Consider the following 15,634-nt stretch of genomic DNA (forward strand, 5'->3'; position numbering starts at 1 on the left):
GGTTAAAAATGTTAAGTATAAAAAATTTAAATGTAAATATAGCAAATAAAGAGATTTTAAAAGATTTTAATTTAGATATTAAAGAAGGTGAAGTTCACGTAATAATGGGAACAAATGGAGTAGGTAAATCTACACTTGTAAAAGCTTTAAGTGACCACTATGATTGTGAAGTTACAAAAGGTGAAGTAACTTTTAAAGGTAAAAATCTATTAGAACTTGATGCTAGTGAACGAGCAAATGAAGGTATATTTATGAGCTTTCAAAATCCAGTTGAAGTTCATGGAGTAAATAATATGTACTTTTTAAAAAGTGCAGTAAATGAAAAAAGAGCTTATAAAAAACAAGAAGAGGTAAACTCTGCTCAATTTTTAAAAGAAGTAAAGTCAATCATAAAAGAGTATAATCTAAATGATGAGATTATAAAAAGAAATGTAAATGAAGGTTTTAGTGGAGGAGAAAAAAAGAAAAATGAGATGCTTCAACTTTTAGTTTTAAAACCTGAGTTGATTATGCTAGATGAGATTGATTCTGGACTTGATATTGATGCAATAAAACTTGTAGCAAAAGCAGTTAATTCAATGTTAGATGGCAAACGTTCAGTTTTAATGATTACTCACTATGATAGATTATTAGAGCTAATAAAACCTGATTATGTACATATTTTAAAAGATGGAAAGATTATTAAATCTGGAGATTACAATCTTGCTTTAGAGCTTCAAAAACGAGGTTTTGAAGGAGTAGGAGAGGATAATGAAAGTAGTTGAAATTAAAAATTTAAATCATGATATTTTACCAACTAAAAAAGTTGAAGAGTTTAGACACTTCAATATCTACCCTATTTTTGAAAAAGAGTTAGATTTTAGTATAGAAGAAAATATAGATTTGAATCAATACGCATATTTAAAAGATGAACACTTTTATAATATTTTTTTAATAAATAATGAATTAGTTTTTGAAAATGAGTTAAACAACTTTTTAAACGTAGAGTATATAGAGTTTGAAGATAGTGTAAATAGTTTATATAATTTAAACAGCTACTTAAATAATAAAAGTTTAAGTTTAACAATAAATAAAAGACTTGATAAACCATTAAATATAATCTCTATTTTTAAAGGAGATGATAAATTTTTTACAAACTCTTTAAATATTACAATAAAAGAAGATGTAGATATTTTAGAGACATTTCATAATGAATCTTCAAAAAATTTTTTAGTAAGTGCAAATAGAAAATATACAGTTTTAGAAGCTGTAAAAGCAAATATTGCAAAAATACAAACTTTGCAAGAGGGACAAGTAATTACTAATTATAAAACTTGTTTACAAAAAGATTCAAAATTAAATCTTGTAAATTTAGAGTATAAAGCAAATCTATCTTTAAATATCTTTGATAGTAAATTAGAAAATCAAAACTCTATTTTAAATATAGATGGAATAGTAAAAAATAAAGGTGAACAAAGAAGCGGTAATATTGCTTTTATTGAACACTTAGCGAAAAATACAACAAGTGATATTAAAATAAAACATCTATTAGATGAAAAAGCCCATTGTCTTTTTGATATAAGTTCAACTGTTCAAAACAGTGCAACTTACTCAAAAGCTTTTCAAAATAGCCAAACAATTATTTTAAGTGATGATGCAAAAATAAATGCAAACCCAAGACTTCAGATTTATGTTGATGAATTAGAAGCAGCACATGGTGCAAGTTGTGGTACACTAAATGAAGATGAATTATACTATTTATGTTCAAGAGGTATTAGTAAACAAAAAGCAAAAGAGATGATTATTGACTCTATTGAGTTAAAAGTAATTAAACAAATTGAGTTAAAAGCTATAAGAAGATACATCAAAAACTTAAAAAGGCTAAGCCATGTATAAAAAAGATTTTCCTTTTTTTGAAAATAGTAGTGTTACATATCTTGATAATGCAGCTACAACACAAAAACCAAAAGAGGTTATAAATAAAGTAGTAGATTATTATACACACTTTTGTTCAAATACTCACAGAAGTAATCATGGAGATGCAAACAAAGCTACAAAAGAGTTTGAAGCTACAAGAGAAACTTTAAAAACTTTTATAAATGCAACATACACAAAAGAGATAATCTTTACAAAAGGAGTAAGTGAGTGTTTAAATATGCTCGCTTCTACTTTTGCAAAAGAGTTTAAAACTATTATTATATCTTCATTGGAACATCACTCAAATATTACTCCTTGGCATATGCAAGGAAGAAGTTTGCATAAAGGTTTGGAAGTAGTTAATGTAAAACAGAATTTAGAGTTTGATTTTGAGCATTTTGAAGAACTATTAAAAGCTAATCCAAACTCATTTGTAAGTATTACTCATGTTTCGAATGCTTTTGGTGTTACTCATGATATAAAAGAAATTGCAAGATTAACACATAAATATGATAGCTATTTACTTGTAGATGCAGCTCAAAGCTTAGCACACTTTAAAGTTGATGTGCAAGATTTAGATGTGGATTTTTATGCTATGTCTTCTCATAAAACTTTTGGACCAACAGGAGTTGGAGCTTTATATGTAAAAAAAGAGTTACTTGAGAAATTACCTGTTTATCAAACAGGAGGAGCTACAATTAATGATGTTAGTTTTGAAAGAAGTATCATGCTAGATGCACCATATAAATATGAAGCAGGAACACAAAATATTGCAGGAGTAATTGGCTTTAAAAAAGCACTTGATTATTTAAATAATATCACTTTAAAAAAAGTGCATGAAGTAGAAAATGAACTTTACTATTATTTACATAATGAACTAAAAAAGATTGAAGATATTGTTTTATACAACAATACAAAAAATGCAATAGGTAGTAAAAGTTTTAATATAAAAAATATAAATAGTGAAGATATTGGAATCTTACTTGACAAAATGCACATAGCAGTAAGAGCTGGTCATCATTGTGCCCAACCAATTATGAAAAAACTAAATATTGATGGTACAATAAGAGTAAGTATCGCTTTTTATAATACAAAAGAAGATATTGACATCTTTATAAAAGGTTTAAAAAAAGCGATTATGATGCTAAAGGATTAAGATGGTTGAAAATAGAATTGATGAAATAAAAGATGACTTAGAACTTTTTGATGATGATTTACAAAAATATGAATATATAATTGATTTAGGAAAAAGTTTAGAACCACTTGATGAAGCGCACAAAAAAGATGAAAATCTTGTTCAAGGCTGTACTTCAAAAGTTTGGTTAATTTGTGAAAAAAAAGATGATATTTTAGTATTTAAAGCTGATTCAAATGCAGCAATTGTTAAAGGTTTAGTAAAAATACTACTAACAATATTTTCAGGTATGAAGCCTCAAGAAATTGTTGATTTTGATACACAAATCTTACAAAAACTAAACCTTCAAGAGATTATTACACCAAATAGACAAAGTGGTGTTCAAGGCATGATAAAAAGAATTAAAGAGTATGCAAATGCCTTTGCTTAAGGAGAAAAAATGAGCAATTTTACAAAAGAGCAACTAGAAGATGTAGAAAAGAAAATAATATTTAATTTAAAACAAGTATATGACCCAGAAATTCCAGTAAATATATATGATTTAGGATTAATATATAAAATAGAAATAGAAGAAAAAGAGCCATATTTACATGCAACTATAACAATGACTCTTACAAGTCCAGCTTGTCCAGTAGCTGATTCATTGCTAGACCAAGTAAAATATGTAACACAAGCTGTTGATTTAGTTGATGAGGCTTATGTTCATTTAGTATTTGATCCCCCATGGGATAAAGATATGATTTCAGAAGAAGGTAAAGATTATCTTATGATGAATGGTACATTAATTTAAACTATTATATGGCTTTAAAAGATTTTATGAGATAATAAATAATCAAATAAAATCTTTTAAAAGTAGTATTATGGCAAAAAATAAGAAAAAAAGCAGTCCAGTTTTTAAAATTGCAGTTATTATAGTAATTATATCTTTTATATTTTTAGTTATTAAAGAAGCAACAGGTCTTGGAACTAGTATTTTCTCTCCTGATATAAAAGGAAGTGGTTCTGTAAACAAACATATTCCTCGTGAACTAAGATGGGAAAAAGCTTTTAGATTTGGAGATGAAAAAGAGGAAAAAGGTGGTCAAAACTTTTTACAATACGAAAGTTCAAAGAATAAGGATAAATAAAACTAACAAATAGTAAAAAGGAGCTTTTATGGAACTTTTTTACGGAATTTTTATGGTAATAGTTTTTATTATTGCTATAATGCTAAGTTACAAAACTTTTGAATTCACAAAAACTATGTGGAAGTTTAAAAATAGAAAAAAAGATGGAAGTGAAGATAAAGATTTTAAATATTTTGACTAAAAGAAAAAAGTGAAGATTTTATATCTATATATATCCTCTTCACTTTTAAAAATAGAGCTAAATTTTTATTTTAAACTTTTTTCAAAAACTCTATCAAGTTTTACAATTGCTAAAAATTTATCATAATATGCTTGATAAAACTTCTGTTTAGCATTTGTAAGCAAATAGTTAGCATCTGTTAAATCAGTAGGTTTTACAATACCTTCTTCATATTTATTATTTACAATTTTATAGTTTTCTTTTGCTTGAACTAATGCAAGTTTTGCACTATCATAGTTTAAATTAGCAACTTCTAAATCACTTTTAGCTTTTTGATATTGAAGTTTAATGTCTAATTTTGTTTTTTCTAGTTGCTCTTTTAATTGACGCATTTTCAATCTATTTATATCAATATTTGAGTACTTTACTCCACCATTATATAAATTCCATTTTAATTGAACTTGCGCTACTTTTTGGTCATCTGGCTCTAAATCTTTTGGCATAGAGTCATCACCATATTTATTATAAGATAAAGAAGCATCAATAGATGGTAAAAACTCACCCTTTGTTGAATCAACCTTTGAATCGATACTTTTTATACTCATTTTTAAGGCCTTGATTTCACTTCTATTATCTAAATAGTCTATTTTATAACTATTTTTTGTAATAATCTTATCATCTAGTTCTTTTATAGTTTGATTTTGCAAGTCAATTCCGCCAAGAATATTACTTAACTCATATCTTGCAATTTTCAAATCACTAATCGCTCGTGTAAGATTTTGTTTGGCATCTAACATCTTTACTTGAATATCAAGTAAATCATTTTTTGCAATAAGACCTTGTTCAAATCTATTTTTTGAGTCTTCATACTGTTTTTTAAATAATTTATATGCAATTTCATATGTACTTTTGTTTTTTCTTTTATTTAAAAACTCAATATATGCTGTTTTAGTATTATAAACAATATCTTGCTTAAATGCAAAAAGTGTTAAGTTACTAGCTTTTGCATTATATTTTGCACTTTTTACAAGATTATAGTCCGAAAAACCATTAAAAAGATTATATGATAATACTGCACTTGCACTTGAGTCTCTTTTTAAACTATTCTGTGTTTTGCTTCTATCTGTATAAGTATATGACAAATCAAGTTTTGGTTTAAAACCTGATTTGTTTAACTCTATATTCTCTTTGGCTTCATCATATTCATAAAACTTCTGTTTTAATTCATTATTATTTTTTAGTGCAAGATTTACTGCACTATTTATATCTAAAGCATTTGCATTTATTATAAATAGTGTACTTAATAATACTATACTTCTTTTTATCATGCTATTTCCTTATGCTTTACTTACATCAACTGGTGCTTTTGAACTCTTTACTTTTTGTTCTAATTTAATAAAGAACATTAAAAGTGCAGGAGTTATAAAAATTGTAAAAATAGTAGATAAGGCTAATCCACCAGTAATTACAGAACCTAAACCTCTATAAAATTCACTACCTGGACCTGGAACTAAAACAAGTGGTAACATACCAAAAATTGATGTTAATGAACTCATATAAATTGGTCTAATTCTTGTTCTAGTTGCTTCAACAACTGCTTTTTTATGTTCAAATCCATGATTTCTAATAAGATTTAAACTTTGATGAACAATTAAAATTGCATTATTTACAACAATACCTACTAGAATAATAAATCCTAGCATTGTAAGTACATCAAGCGGTTGTGGAGCAATAAAAGCATTTGTCATTGCAAGCCCTAAGAAACCTCCAGCTGTTGCAAGTGGCACTGTAAACATAATAACAATAGGATATAAAAAATTTCCAAATAGTGCTGACATTAGTAAATAAATAATTACTAAAGCTAAAATAAAATTAATACTTAGCATATCAATAGTTTGAGATAGTTTATCAGCTGTACCACTAATATTTACCTCTACCCCTTTTGAAACTTTACCTTCACTTTTTATTTTACTAATTGCACCTTTTAAAACTCCCATAGCTTCTTCAATAGTCATACCATCAGGCGGAGTGATTTGTAAAGTAATAGTTCTTTTTCCATCTAAGTGTCTAATCTCACTAATACCTGTTGTACTTTCAGAACTTGCAAGTGAACTTAAAGGAACTATTGAACTATTTGGTAATACCACTTGTGAATTTAAAATATCTTGTGGTGTTCTTATTTGACTATCTTGTGCTTTTACAACTAAATCAATTTTCTTTTTACCATCTTGCTCAAAATCTCCTATTATTCTTCCATCCATATAAACATCAGCAATAACACCTAAATCTCTTGAAGATAGACCAAGTGATCTTAAAGCATCTTGATTTGGATGAAGTCTAAACTCAGGATAAAGTAACTCAATTGAAGGTACAGGTCTAACTTGACCACCTTTAATAATCTGATTAGCTGCTAAGAATAGTTGTGTACCAACACCTGCAATCTCTTCAATACTCTCTCCACTAATATCAATATTGATATTATTTCCTTCACCTACACCACTTTCAAATACACCACTTTGGATTGTAACTCCAAATGTTGATGGAAGTGAGTTTACTATTGGTCTAAATAGAGGTATTAACTCTTTTGCTCTTGTTTCATGCATTGATGTTCCACCAAATAAAGTAAAATCACCAAACGATACATAAAAGGCTCTATTAATACCTGGGTAGCCATCAACATCTTTATTTACATATGGCTCAACTCTTTTCATCAAATATGCACCCATGTCATATCTTTCTTGATATGATAATCCAGGAGGCGGAATTAAGATATTAAAAATTAAGTTTTTATTTCCTTGAGGAAGATAATCCATCTTTGGAAATAATATAAAAATAATACTCAAAGAAGAGACACCTAAAATTAAAATAGTCATAATCTTTGTAAAAGTATTTTTTAAAGATAAATTCACAACACTCATGAATTTTTTTACAATACCATCACCTAATTTAGTAAGAGAACTTTTCCCTCTTGGCTCTTTACCACTAATGCTTGCAAACTTTTTCCAAAGCATTGGAATAACTGCAATTGAAACAAAAAGTGAAAATGATACAGCTGAAGTTACAGCAATTGCAATATCTTTAAATAACTGCCCTGCTTCATCTTCTAAAAATACAATTGGTAAAAATACTGCCATTGTTGTTGAAGCACTTGCTATTAAAGCACCCCAAACCTCTTTTGCACCAACATATGCAGCTTCAGGAATACTCATCCCTTCTTTTCTATGTCTATCAATATTTTCTAAAACAACAATTGCACTATCAACTAACATACCAACGGCAAAAGAGATACCTGCTAATGAAATAGTATTTAAACTTCTTCCTAATAAATCAAGTACAATAAATGTACCAATTACAGAAATAGGAATAGCAATAGAAACAACAGCTGTTGGAGAAATTGCTCTTAAAAATAGAATTAAAATAAGTATGGCTAAAGCACCACCTATCATAATGTTTTGTTGAACTAAATCAACAGAACCAACAATATAGTTTCTTTGGTCATAAATCCATCTTATTTTTAAACCTTTTGGTTTTAAAACTTTTTCATTTAACTCATTTACAACAGCTTCTACTTCATTTGTAAGTTTTACTGTGTTTACTTCTGAATTTGGTTGTACACCTAAAAAAATACCATCTTTACCTAAAAACATTGCCACACCACTTGGTGTTTCATATCCAAAGTCAACAGTAGCAACATCACCAACAGTTACTCTTTGGTCTCTATTTGAAATAAGTACAATATTTTCTATATCTTTTGGTGTAGAAAACTTATGAACAGTTCTAATCCTATAAGCACGTCTTCCCATATTTTGAACACCAGCAGATACATCTACATTTTCATTTCTCAAAATATCAATTACTTGATTTACTGTTAAATTATATGAAGCAACTTTATTAATATCAAGTTTAACTTGCATTTGCTGTTCACGACCACCGCCGCCCATAGTTCCTGCAACACCTTCAACTCTTCTAATTGCAGGTTTTATTTCATTTTCAAAAAATGTTTTATACTCATCAATATGTCTAGTATTACCTTCAAGTGTTTGAAGCATCATCCAAATAACTGGACTTGCTGTTGCAGTTTCAATTACAGGTTCTTCAACATTATCAGGATAAGAACTTACCTCATCAAGTTTATTAGATACATCTTGAAGAGCTGACCTTAAATCTGTTCCTAACTTAAAAGTTAATGTAATCTCACCATAATCATCATTTGAAGATGATTCATACTCTATTAGATTATTTAAACTTTTAAGAACATCTTCTTGTTCTTCAATAACTTCTCGCTCTATTTCATAAGGTGTAGCACCAGGCCATGTTGTTGTAATTTTTATCTCCGGCTTTGTTACATTGGGAGTAAGTTGATAAGGTAAACTCTTTAAAGATAGCATACCAAACATTACAACAATCAAAACAGAAACGATTATAGTTACTGGATTTTTGATTGAAAACTTAATTAAATCCATTCAACTTCCTACTTGTTTAAAACTTTAACTGGTTGATTAGGGAAAACTCTCTCATTTCCTTTTACAACAATCTTCATACCTTCTTGTAAACCCTTAGCTTTTATTCCAGCTTTTAATCCATCAAAACCAATTATTTGAACTGGAATCATATTTGCTACTGATTTATCATTTATTGCAAAAATAACATTTTGTCCAAATCTTTTAATTACCGCATCTCTATTAATAACTAAAGCATCTTTTTTAATCTCTTTAGCAAGTTTTACCTTTGCTTGCGCCCCATCAAAAATAAATTTATCTTTTACAATAGCTTTAAATCTAACAGGAAATGTTCTTGTCAATTTATCTCCGCTAGGTATTGCTGCATATAGCTTTGCATCAACTACCATATTTGGCAATGCAATTTTATATATTTTTGTTTTACTTAATTCATCAACATAACCAATTGGTAAATTAAACATCATTTCAATATTATTTGTATTTACAATATTTGCAACTTTTGAACCATTATTAACCCACTCATTTAAATTCACATCTTTTGATACAATTACACCATCATAAGGTGCTTTTACAAATTTTTTATTTTTTTGAATTTTTAATTCTTGAAGTTTTGCTTCAGACGAAGTTAATTTTTGCTTTGCTAATTCATATGCTAATTGCATATCATCAAAAGTTTTTTGAGCAATAGATTTTTTATTAATTAATGCTAAATATCTATTATAATCATTTTTTGAATTTTTCAACTCAACTTTAGCAATATTTACAGCTGCTTGTGCAGCTTTTATTTGAGCATCTAATATTGAAGAATCTATTTTAATTAGATTTTCACCTTTTTTTACTTTTTTACCAACTTCAAAATATATCTTTTGAACTAGACCACTACTTTCACTAGCTAAAATTGAACTATTTTCAAACTTTACTGTTCCTATAAACTCAGTTAGTGGATTTATTTTCCCTTTTTCTAATGAGGCCACATTTACCAATGCAGGCCCACCTTTTGCAAACAGTGAACTACTTATCACTGCTAAAACTAATAACACTTTCTTTATCACTTTGTCCCCTTTAAAGTAATAGTTTTATCTCTCTTAATCTTTTTTAACTTCTACTAATTCAAAAAGATTGTCTATAAACTTTTTGCAAAGCACTTTTACGTCTGCATCGTTTTGCGTCATTTTTGTAATTGCAAGGCCTCTTTCATAAACCATTATAACTTCAACTAAATCAATAGCCTCTTTCTTTAATTCACCCTTTTGTATTCCTTCTTGTAAGATTTTGGCTAATTGAACTTGAAAGAAACTGCTACAACTACAATTAAAACTTAACATTTGCTCATTTTCTTCACTTAATACTATTGATAGATACTCTTTAAAACCATCAAAATGTTTCATATTCTCTTTACTATCATCAATTGCAAATTTAAAAAAGTGTAAAACCTTATCTCTAGTTGTTTTCTCTTTTTTTATATTTTGCTCAAACTCATTATGATATTTGTCAATATGAATATTTATTATTTCAAAAATAATATCCTCTTTATTTTCAAAATATTCGTAGATTGTACCTTTTCCTATACCTGCTGTTTTTGCAACTTGTGAAACTGTAAGTTTTTTTATACCTACTTCATGAATCAAATCACTACAAGCTAGTGCAATCTCTTTTCTTCTCTCTTCTTTATTTACAATTTTAGGCATCAAATCTCCGTAATTAAGCTAGTGGAATAGTCATGATTTTTTCATGACTGACTGTCGGTCAAATTGAATTATATAACATTTTTCTTAATAGAAACTTTTATTTCCGACTCTTGGTCGAAAAAAAATAATAATTTTTTAATTCAAGATATTAAGATATAAAATTTAAGTTATTTGTAGTACTGATAGGAGACTCTCCTATCAAAACATGAAGCAGTAGATAAAGTAGTAAAACTACTTGTTTTTTAGTAGTAAATGTCTATTTTTTAATAGATATGATTTAATATCTAAACCAGCTTTTGAACAAGCATCTTGTAAACTCTCTTTTTTTTCTAATAGTCTTAGAAAAACTTCAATTTTTTTCTTAGTTTTTATATGTGTAATTGACATATGTATTCTCCTTTATTTAATTTTGTTTGATTGTTTAGTTGTAAAATAACTAGAAAGGGTTATAAAGTAATAAACAGATGATTAATTATCATCTAAAAGTATTTCAGTATAACCAAATAAAAAATAAAAAGCAAGTAAGTCTATTTTATGAATTTAAGATTATAAAATAATAAATTAAAACATTTATATACTCTTTTTAAGAATCGTTATTAACTTTTAAGTTCAACTAGTGCATAATAGAAGTGAATGATAATTTATAAAGGTATAATGTATGAATAGAACTACTGATACAGATGTTGGAAAGCTTATACTAAGACTTACAGTAGCCATTATGATGCTTTTTCATGGTTACGCTAAGATTATTCATGGAGTGGGCTTTGTAGAGAATATGTTAGTTAAAAATGAACTTCCAGCTATACTTGCATATGGAGTATATATTGGAGAAATTTTAGCTCCTCTTCTTCTTATTATTGGATATAAAACTAGATTTAGTGCATTTATAATAATGTGCACTATGGTTATGGCAATATATTTAGTTCATCCACAAGAAATATTTGCAATATCAAAACATGGTGCTCCTTTACTAGAAACAATATATTTTTATATATTTAGTTGTATTGCAATTATGTTTTTAGGAGCGGGAAAAATTTCCGTTGATTCAAAGTAAAAGCTTGAAAGCTTTTACTTTATAGTTTTTATTACTTTAGATAAAGAGTTATTTGTTATATCTAACTCTTCAAAACTAAGTATAGAAAATATATCTTTTTCAATTTGAAGTATTTTAGGAAATACCTCTAAAACTAACCTTTGTCCCTTTTTTGTAATACTTATAGGTTTACTTCTTAAATCCTCTGGTAAAATCTCTTTTTTTACAAACTCTTTTTTTTCTAATCTTTTAATAATTTTAGTAATTCCACCAGAAGAGAACTGTAATTTTCCATAAAAGTCACTTGGCTTAAATATCTTTTTATCTGCCTCATGCAAAACCATAAGCAAATCTAACTCAGGAAAACTAATCCCATATTTCAAAAGAGATTTTTCAATTTCTTTTTTTAAAAGTGAATTTAATTTATAAACTTTTGAAGCTATTGTATAAATAGGATTTGTTTCAAAGTTATCATAATGCTTTGGCTGTATAATAGCTGATTTTGAAGGCATAATTTACCCCTTATTTTTTAATAATCACATCAACAAGTCTATTTACAAAAGGTGCTACAAAAAATACAGAAGGAAATGCAATAAAAAATGCTTTTATAAAAGCAGATATCCATTTGTAAACAAACTCATCAATAAACCCCAAATTCATAAATGTTATAGCAAAACTCATGATAAAAGTCATAAGTAAAGCCATCAAGAATGAAAATACTAATCGTCTATATTTTGCGTTAATCAATTCTATTCCTTAATATTATAATTTATTTTTAAAATACTAATTAATATCATAAAATAATTTAATATTTAAGAAGAGCATGATAATTTTATATTTGCAAACTGTATTGGTGTTGCTTGTGCATATCTTTCAAACTCTATATGTTCATCAAAAGGTGCTTGTGCGATAGTAAGTAAATCATTTACTAAAGTAAAATCACCCTCTTGAGCTTTTTGTATTGCTTCTTGAAGCATATAATTTTTAATTATGTATTTTGGATTGACCTTTTGCATACTTTCACATCTTTGATTTTGAGTTCTTGGGTCTAAAAGTAAATCTTGCTTATACTCTTGTAACCATTCTTTCATATGAAAAGCTTCAATACAATTATCTAAAATTGAAGAGAAATCATCTAAATTCTTTATTTTTGATAGTTTATAAAAGAATAAATTATAATCAATTTTTGAAGACTCTAATACATTTAGTAACCTAATAATTAAATCAAGATTTTTATCCCCACTTAAAGTTATATCAAGACCTAATCTTTTATTCATAAGTTCTAAATACTCTCTTTCATATTTTAAAAAAAATGTTTCTAAATATTGTTTTAATTTTTCAAAATCAGTAATAATACTTAAACAATCAGCTAAAACAAAAAGATTCCATTTTGCTATATATGGTTGATTGTTATATGAGTATCTTCCTTCTATATCTGATTGATTACAAATACAGTGTTTTTGGAAATAGTCCATAAAACTAAAAGGACCATAATCAATACTTACTCCTGAAACTGACATATTATCAGTATTCATAACTCCATGCATAAATCCATATACTTGCCATTTTGCTAAAAGTAAAGCTGTTTTATCAACCAATTCATAAAAAAACTTTTCATATTTATTTTCATCATCTTTTAAATGCTTATAGTTTTGAGAGATTACAAAATCACTTAATGCAGTTAAACTCTTTTTTGCATCTTTACTTCTTGCAAAGTACTCAAAAGTTCCTATTCTAATCCAAGAATCACTTGCTCTTAAAACAATTGCACCTTTTTGTGCTTGAAAAGGATTTCTATAAACATTATGGTTTGAGCCAATTATTGCTAATGCTCTTGTTGTTGGAATATTTAGTGCATGCATAGCTTCACTTATAATATACTCTCTTATACTTGAACTTAAAACTGCTCTTCCATCTCCTTGTCTTGAATATCTTGTAATTCCTGAACCTTTTGTTTGAAGATGCCAGTTATTAATACTTCCTAAATTTATAGCTCTTCCATCTCCAAGCTGTGGAACAAAATATCCAAACTGATGACCTGCATAAACCATAGAGTAAGGTTTTGAACCTTTTAGTATTTTTTTACCATTTATAAAATCTATAAACTCTTTTGTTTCACACTCACTATAATCAAGACCTATTTCATCGCAAAGTTTTTTATTATAAGAGATTAAGAAAGCTTCCTTTAATGAAGTTGCATTTAAAAGTTGATAAAACTTATTATCAACACTATTTAAGTATTCTGTTTGTAAGTTTAGTTCATTTAGTTTCATATAATATCTTTTTTAATATTAGACTATCAAAACAAGATAAAATTTGTCCTATATCAGCTTTATTATATATTTTTTTTAATTGAAAAATAACTTTTAATATAAATATAAATATAATTGCACAAAGGATTTAAATGTCACAAGCGCCCTACTTTAGTTTTAAAAATTATATGAAAGAAAACTATGGAAATACACTGCACTCAATCCCAATTGATTTAAATCTTGGATGCCCAAATAGAGATACAAATGGAATTGGTGGTTGTACCTTTTGTCCCTCAAATGGAGCAAGAGCAGCACAAACTCTTGATACAAATAGTGTGCAAGAGCAGATACAAAAAGCTATTACTTTTTCAAAAAATAGATATAAAGCAAAAGAGTTTATGCTTTATATTCAAGCTTATACAGGAACCTTCACCTCTGTAATAAATCAAAAAAAAGTATATTCGAAGCTTCTTAGTTTATATAATTTTAAAGCTATAAGTATTGGAACAAGACCTGATTGCTTAAATAAAAAAACACTAGAGTATTTAAAAGAGTTAAATGAACAAATTGATGTTTATATTGACTTAGGAGTTCAAACACTAAATGATACAACTTTAAAAAGAATAAATAGAGGTCATGATGCTAGTTGTAGTATCAAAGCTATACAAAAACTTAATGAGTATGGTATAAAAATTTTTGCACATATTATTGTAGGACTTGAAAAAGAAACAAGAAAAGATTGGCTTCATACAGTTAAAGAATTAGTAAAACATGAAGTTGATGGTATAAAAATTCATAATCTTCATATTATTAAAAATACTTTACTTCACAAAGAGTATGAAAAAAACAAGTTTAAAACTTTAGATGAGTATGAATATGCACAAGAATTAATCTACCTTATAAGAAATATTCCTAAAAATATTGCAATAGTTAGAATAAGTACAGATACACCAAGTAGTGATTTACTCTCTCCAATTTGGCATATGCAAAAAGGTCAATTTGTTGAGTATGTAAATCAACAAATGATTTATGCAGGATATACTCAAGCTGATATGATAAATAAACAAGAAGTATCTTTACAAAAAGAGAACACTTTTAAATTAAAAGATAAAAGTATAACAGTATGGGATAAGATACATAAAGATTATTATCATCCTAAAAGTGGTGCTTTATTACAAGCAAAAGAGGCTTTTATAAAGCAATCCAAACTAAAAGAAAAATTAGAAAAAAAAGATATAGATTTACTTGATATAGGTTTTGGTATGGGATATAACTCGCTTTGTAGTATCTTTTTAGAAAAGAAACACAAACTAAACATCACAGCAATTGATAAAAATAGAGTAATTATAAAAACAGCTTCAAAACTTATTGAAGATGAAAACTATTCAAAACTATTAGAAGAGATATTTGAAAAATATAGTTATAAAGATGATTTTAATAGCTTAAATTTTATAGTTCAAGATGCAAGATTTGCCCTTAAAAACTTAACAAAAAAATTTGATATTATATATCTTGATAGCTTTTTACACAATCTAAATGCCTCTTTATTAAGCTATGATTTTTTTAAACTTTTAAAAAGTGCACTTAAAAGTGATGGAGTTATGGTTTGTTCACAAACAAATCATGTAGTAAAAGTTGCACTTGCAAAAGCAAATTTTATTTATGAAGAGTTTAACTTAGAAAAAACAGATATAAAAGTTTTAGTGATAAAACATGGACAAAATAGTAGTGATGAGGTATGCTATGAAGATAGATATTTAGTTTATAGAGATAAACAAATTGTTACAAACAAAGAGCAGCAAAGCCTATAAATAGCCTAATATAACTAAATCTAATTTTTTTTATTGTAAAATATTATATATAAGTAAGAAATATAGAGGGAA

At 27.0% G+C, this 15,634-nt stretch carries 17 protein-coding genes; 9 read left to right on the forward strand and 8 right to left on the reverse strand.

The window, feature by feature from the left end:
- The first annotated feature begins 8 nt into the window (after nt 1–8).
- The 7 genes from sufC to CP960_RS13720 all read left to right on the forward strand — a co-directional run bounded on the left by sufC (nt 9) and on the right by CP960_RS13720 (nt 4,339).
- Nucleotides 9–764: a Fe-S cluster assembly ATPase SufC gene (gene sufC, locus CP960_RS05805; protein WP_101184472.1), complete on the forward strand. Its 756-nt coding sequence runs from the start codon at nt 9–11 to the stop codon at nt 762–764.
- Nucleotides 751–1,875 carry a SufD family Fe-S cluster assembly protein gene (locus tag CP960_RS05810; RefSeq protein ID WP_101184473.1) on the forward strand — a complete coding sequence of 375 codons (1,125 nt, stop codon included), beginning with the start codon at nt 751–753 and terminating at the stop codon, nt 1,873–1,875. Before sufC ends, CP960_RS05810 begins: the two co-directional genes overlap by 14 nt.
- Nucleotides 1,868–3,052 carry an aminotransferase class V-fold PLP-dependent enzyme gene (locus CP960_RS05815; RefSeq protein ID WP_101184474.1) on the forward strand — a complete coding sequence of 395 codons (1,185 nt, stop codon included), beginning with the start codon at nt 1,868–1,870 and terminating at the stop codon, nt 3,050–3,052. The genes CP960_RS05810 and CP960_RS05815 overlap by 8 nt, the downstream gene beginning before the upstream one ends.
- Nucleotide 3,053: 1 nt before the next feature.
- Nucleotides 3,054–3,461 carry a SufE family protein gene (locus CP960_RS05820; protein ID WP_162919062.1) on the forward strand — a complete coding sequence of 136 codons (408 nt, stop codon included), beginning with the start codon at nt 3,054–3,056 and terminating at the stop codon, nt 3,459–3,461.
- A gap of 9 nt (nt 3,462–3,470) precedes the next feature.
- Nucleotides 3,471–3,821, forward strand: a complete 351-nt coding sequence (locus CP960_RS05825) for a metal-sulfur cluster assembly factor (protein WP_101184476.1) — start codon at nt 3,471–3,473, stop codon at nt 3,819–3,821.
- 70 nt (nt 3,822–3,891) lie between these two features.
- Nucleotides 3,892–4,158, forward strand: coding sequence for a hypothetical protein (locus CP960_RS05830; protein WP_101184477.1), 267 nt, complete (start codon nt 3,892–3,894; stop codon nt 4,156–4,158).
- A gap of 28 nt (nt 4,159–4,186) precedes the next feature.
- Nucleotides 4,187–4,339: a hypothetical protein gene (locus CP960_RS13720; RefSeq protein ID WP_162919061.1), complete on the forward strand. Its 153-nt coding sequence runs from the start codon at nt 4,187–4,189 to the stop codon at nt 4,337–4,339.
- 65 nt (nt 4,340–4,404) lie between these two features.
- Here the strand turns inward: CP960_RS13720 and CP960_RS05835 are convergent, their stop codons facing one another.
- The 5 genes from CP960_RS05835 to CP960_RS13725 all read right to left on the reverse strand — a co-directional run bounded on the left by CP960_RS05835 (nt 4,405) and on the right by CP960_RS13725 (nt 10,853).
- Nucleotides 4,405–5,646 carry a TolC family protein gene (locus tag CP960_RS05835; RefSeq protein ID WP_101184478.1) on the reverse strand — a complete coding sequence of 414 codons (1,242 nt, stop codon included), beginning with the start codon at nt 5,644–5,646 and terminating at the stop codon, nt 4,405–4,407.
- A gap of 9 nt (nt 5,647–5,655) precedes the next feature.
- Nucleotides 5,656–8,781: an efflux RND transporter permease subunit gene (locus CP960_RS05840; RefSeq protein ID WP_101184479.1), complete on the reverse strand. Its 3,126-nt coding sequence runs from the start codon at nt 8,779–8,781 to the stop codon at nt 5,656–5,658.
- A gap of 8 nt (nt 8,782–8,789) precedes the next feature.
- Nucleotides 8,790–9,830 (reverse strand): efflux RND transporter periplasmic adaptor subunit, encoded by a 1,041-nt coding sequence (locus tag CP960_RS05845; protein ID WP_101184480.1) that lies wholly within the window; start codon nt 9,828–9,830, stop codon nt 8,790–8,792.
- 33 nt (nt 9,831–9,863) lie between these two features.
- Nucleotides 9,864–10,466 carry a TetR/AcrR family transcriptional regulator gene (locus CP960_RS05850; RefSeq protein WP_101184481.1) on the reverse strand — a complete coding sequence of 201 codons (603 nt, stop codon included), beginning with the start codon at nt 10,464–10,466 and terminating at the stop codon, nt 9,864–9,866.
- Between the two features lie 231 nt (nt 10,467–10,697).
- Nucleotides 10,698–10,853: a hypothetical protein gene (locus CP960_RS13725; RefSeq protein WP_162919060.1), complete on the reverse strand. Its 156-nt coding sequence runs from the start codon at nt 10,851–10,853 to the stop codon at nt 10,698–10,700.
- 271 nt (nt 10,854–11,124) lie between these two features.
- Here CP960_RS13725 and CP960_RS05855 point away from each other — a divergent pair, with 271 nt between their 5' ends.
- Complete coding sequence (locus CP960_RS05855; protein WP_101184482.1) at nt 11,125–11,520, forward strand: DoxX family protein; 396 nt, start codon at nt 11,125–11,127, stop codon at nt 11,518–11,520.
- A gap of 14 nt (nt 11,521–11,534) precedes the next feature.
- Here the strand turns inward: CP960_RS05855 and CP960_RS05860 are convergent, their stop codons facing one another.
- The 3 genes from CP960_RS05860 to CP960_RS05870 form a co-directional block, all read right to left on the reverse strand.
- Nucleotides 11,535–12,011: a MarR family winged helix-turn-helix transcriptional regulator gene (locus CP960_RS05860; RefSeq protein WP_101184483.1), complete on the reverse strand. Its 477-nt coding sequence runs from the start codon at nt 12,009–12,011 to the stop codon at nt 11,535–11,537.
- A gap of 10 nt (nt 12,012–12,021) precedes the next feature.
- Entirely contained in the window at nt 12,022–12,246 is a 225-nt protein-coding gene (locus tag CP960_RS05865; RefSeq protein WP_101184484.1) for a DUF2798 domain-containing protein, read from the reverse strand.
- A 65-nt stretch (nt 12,247–12,311) separates the two neighbouring features.
- Complete coding sequence (locus CP960_RS05870; protein WP_101184485.1) at nt 12,312–13,772, reverse strand: protein adenylyltransferase SelO; 1,461 nt, start codon at nt 13,770–13,772, stop codon at nt 12,312–12,314.
- A 131-nt stretch (nt 13,773–13,903) separates the two neighbouring features.
- On the opposite strand from CP960_RS05870, the gene CP960_RS05875 reads away from it, so the two are divergent.
- A complete protein-coding gene (locus CP960_RS05875; protein ID WP_101184486.1) occupies nt 13,904–15,562 on the forward strand; it encodes a TIGR01212 family radical SAM protein in 1,659 nt (552 codons plus the stop codon).
- The last annotated feature ends 72 nt before the right edge of the window (nt 15,563–15,634 follow it).

The organism is Malaciobacter halophilus (genome assembly GCF_002837275.1).
Classification (GTDB): domain Bacteria; phylum Campylobacterota; class Campylobacteria; order Campylobacterales; family Arcobacteraceae; genus Malaciobacter; species Malaciobacter halophilus.

Coding starts and splice junctions, on each gene's coding strand:
- sufC (WP_101184472.1), top strand. CDS start 9: ATGTTAAGTATAAAAAATTTAAATGTAAATATAGCAAATAAAGAGATT.
- CP960_RS05810 (WP_101184473.1), top strand. CDS start 751: ATGAAAGTAGTTGAAATTAAAAATTTAAATCATGATATTTTACCAACT.
- CP960_RS05815 (WP_101184474.1), top strand. CDS start 1,868: ATGTATAAAAAAGATTTTCCTTTTTTTGAAAATAGTAGTGTTACATAT.
- CP960_RS05820 (WP_162919062.1), top strand. CDS start 3,054: ATGGTTGAAAATAGAATTGATGAAATAAAAGATGACTTAGAACTTTTT.
- CP960_RS05825 (WP_101184476.1), top strand. CDS start 3,471: ATGAGCAATTTTACAAAAGAGCAACTAGAAGATGTAGAAAAGAAAATA.
- CP960_RS05830 (WP_101184477.1), top strand. CDS start 3,892: ATGGCAAAAAATAAGAAAAAAAGCAGTCCAGTTTTTAAAATTGCAGTT.
- CP960_RS13720 (WP_162919061.1), top strand. CDS start 4,187: ATGGAACTTTTTTACGGAATTTTTATGGTAATAGTTTTTATTATTGCT.
- CP960_RS05835 (WP_101184478.1), bottom strand. CDS start 5,646: ATGATAAAAAGAAGTATAGTATTATTAAGTACACTATTTATAATAAAT.
- CP960_RS05840 (WP_101184479.1), bottom strand. CDS start 8,781: ATGGATTTAATTAAGTTTTCAATCAAAAATCCAGTAACTATAATCGTT.
- CP960_RS05850 (WP_101184481.1), bottom strand. CDS start 10,466: ATGCCTAAAATTGTAAATAAAGAAGAGAGAAGAAAAGAGATTGCACTA.
- CP960_RS13725 (WP_162919060.1), bottom strand. CDS start 10,853: ATGTCAATTACACATATAAAAACTAAGAAAAAAATTGAAGTTTTTCTA.
- CP960_RS05855 (WP_101184482.1), top strand. CDS start 11,125: ATGAATAGAACTACTGATACAGATGTTGGAAAGCTTATACTAAGACTT.
- CP960_RS05860 (WP_101184483.1), bottom strand. CDS start 12,011: ATGCCTTCAAAATCAGCTATTATACAGCCAAAGCATTATGATAACTTT.
- CP960_RS05870 (WP_101184485.1), bottom strand. CDS start 13,772: ATGAAACTAAATGAACTAAACTTACAAACAGAATACTTAAATAGTGTT.
- CP960_RS05875 (WP_101184486.1), top strand. CDS start 13,904: ATGTCACAAGCGCCCTACTTTAGTTTTAAAAATTATATGAAAGAAAAC.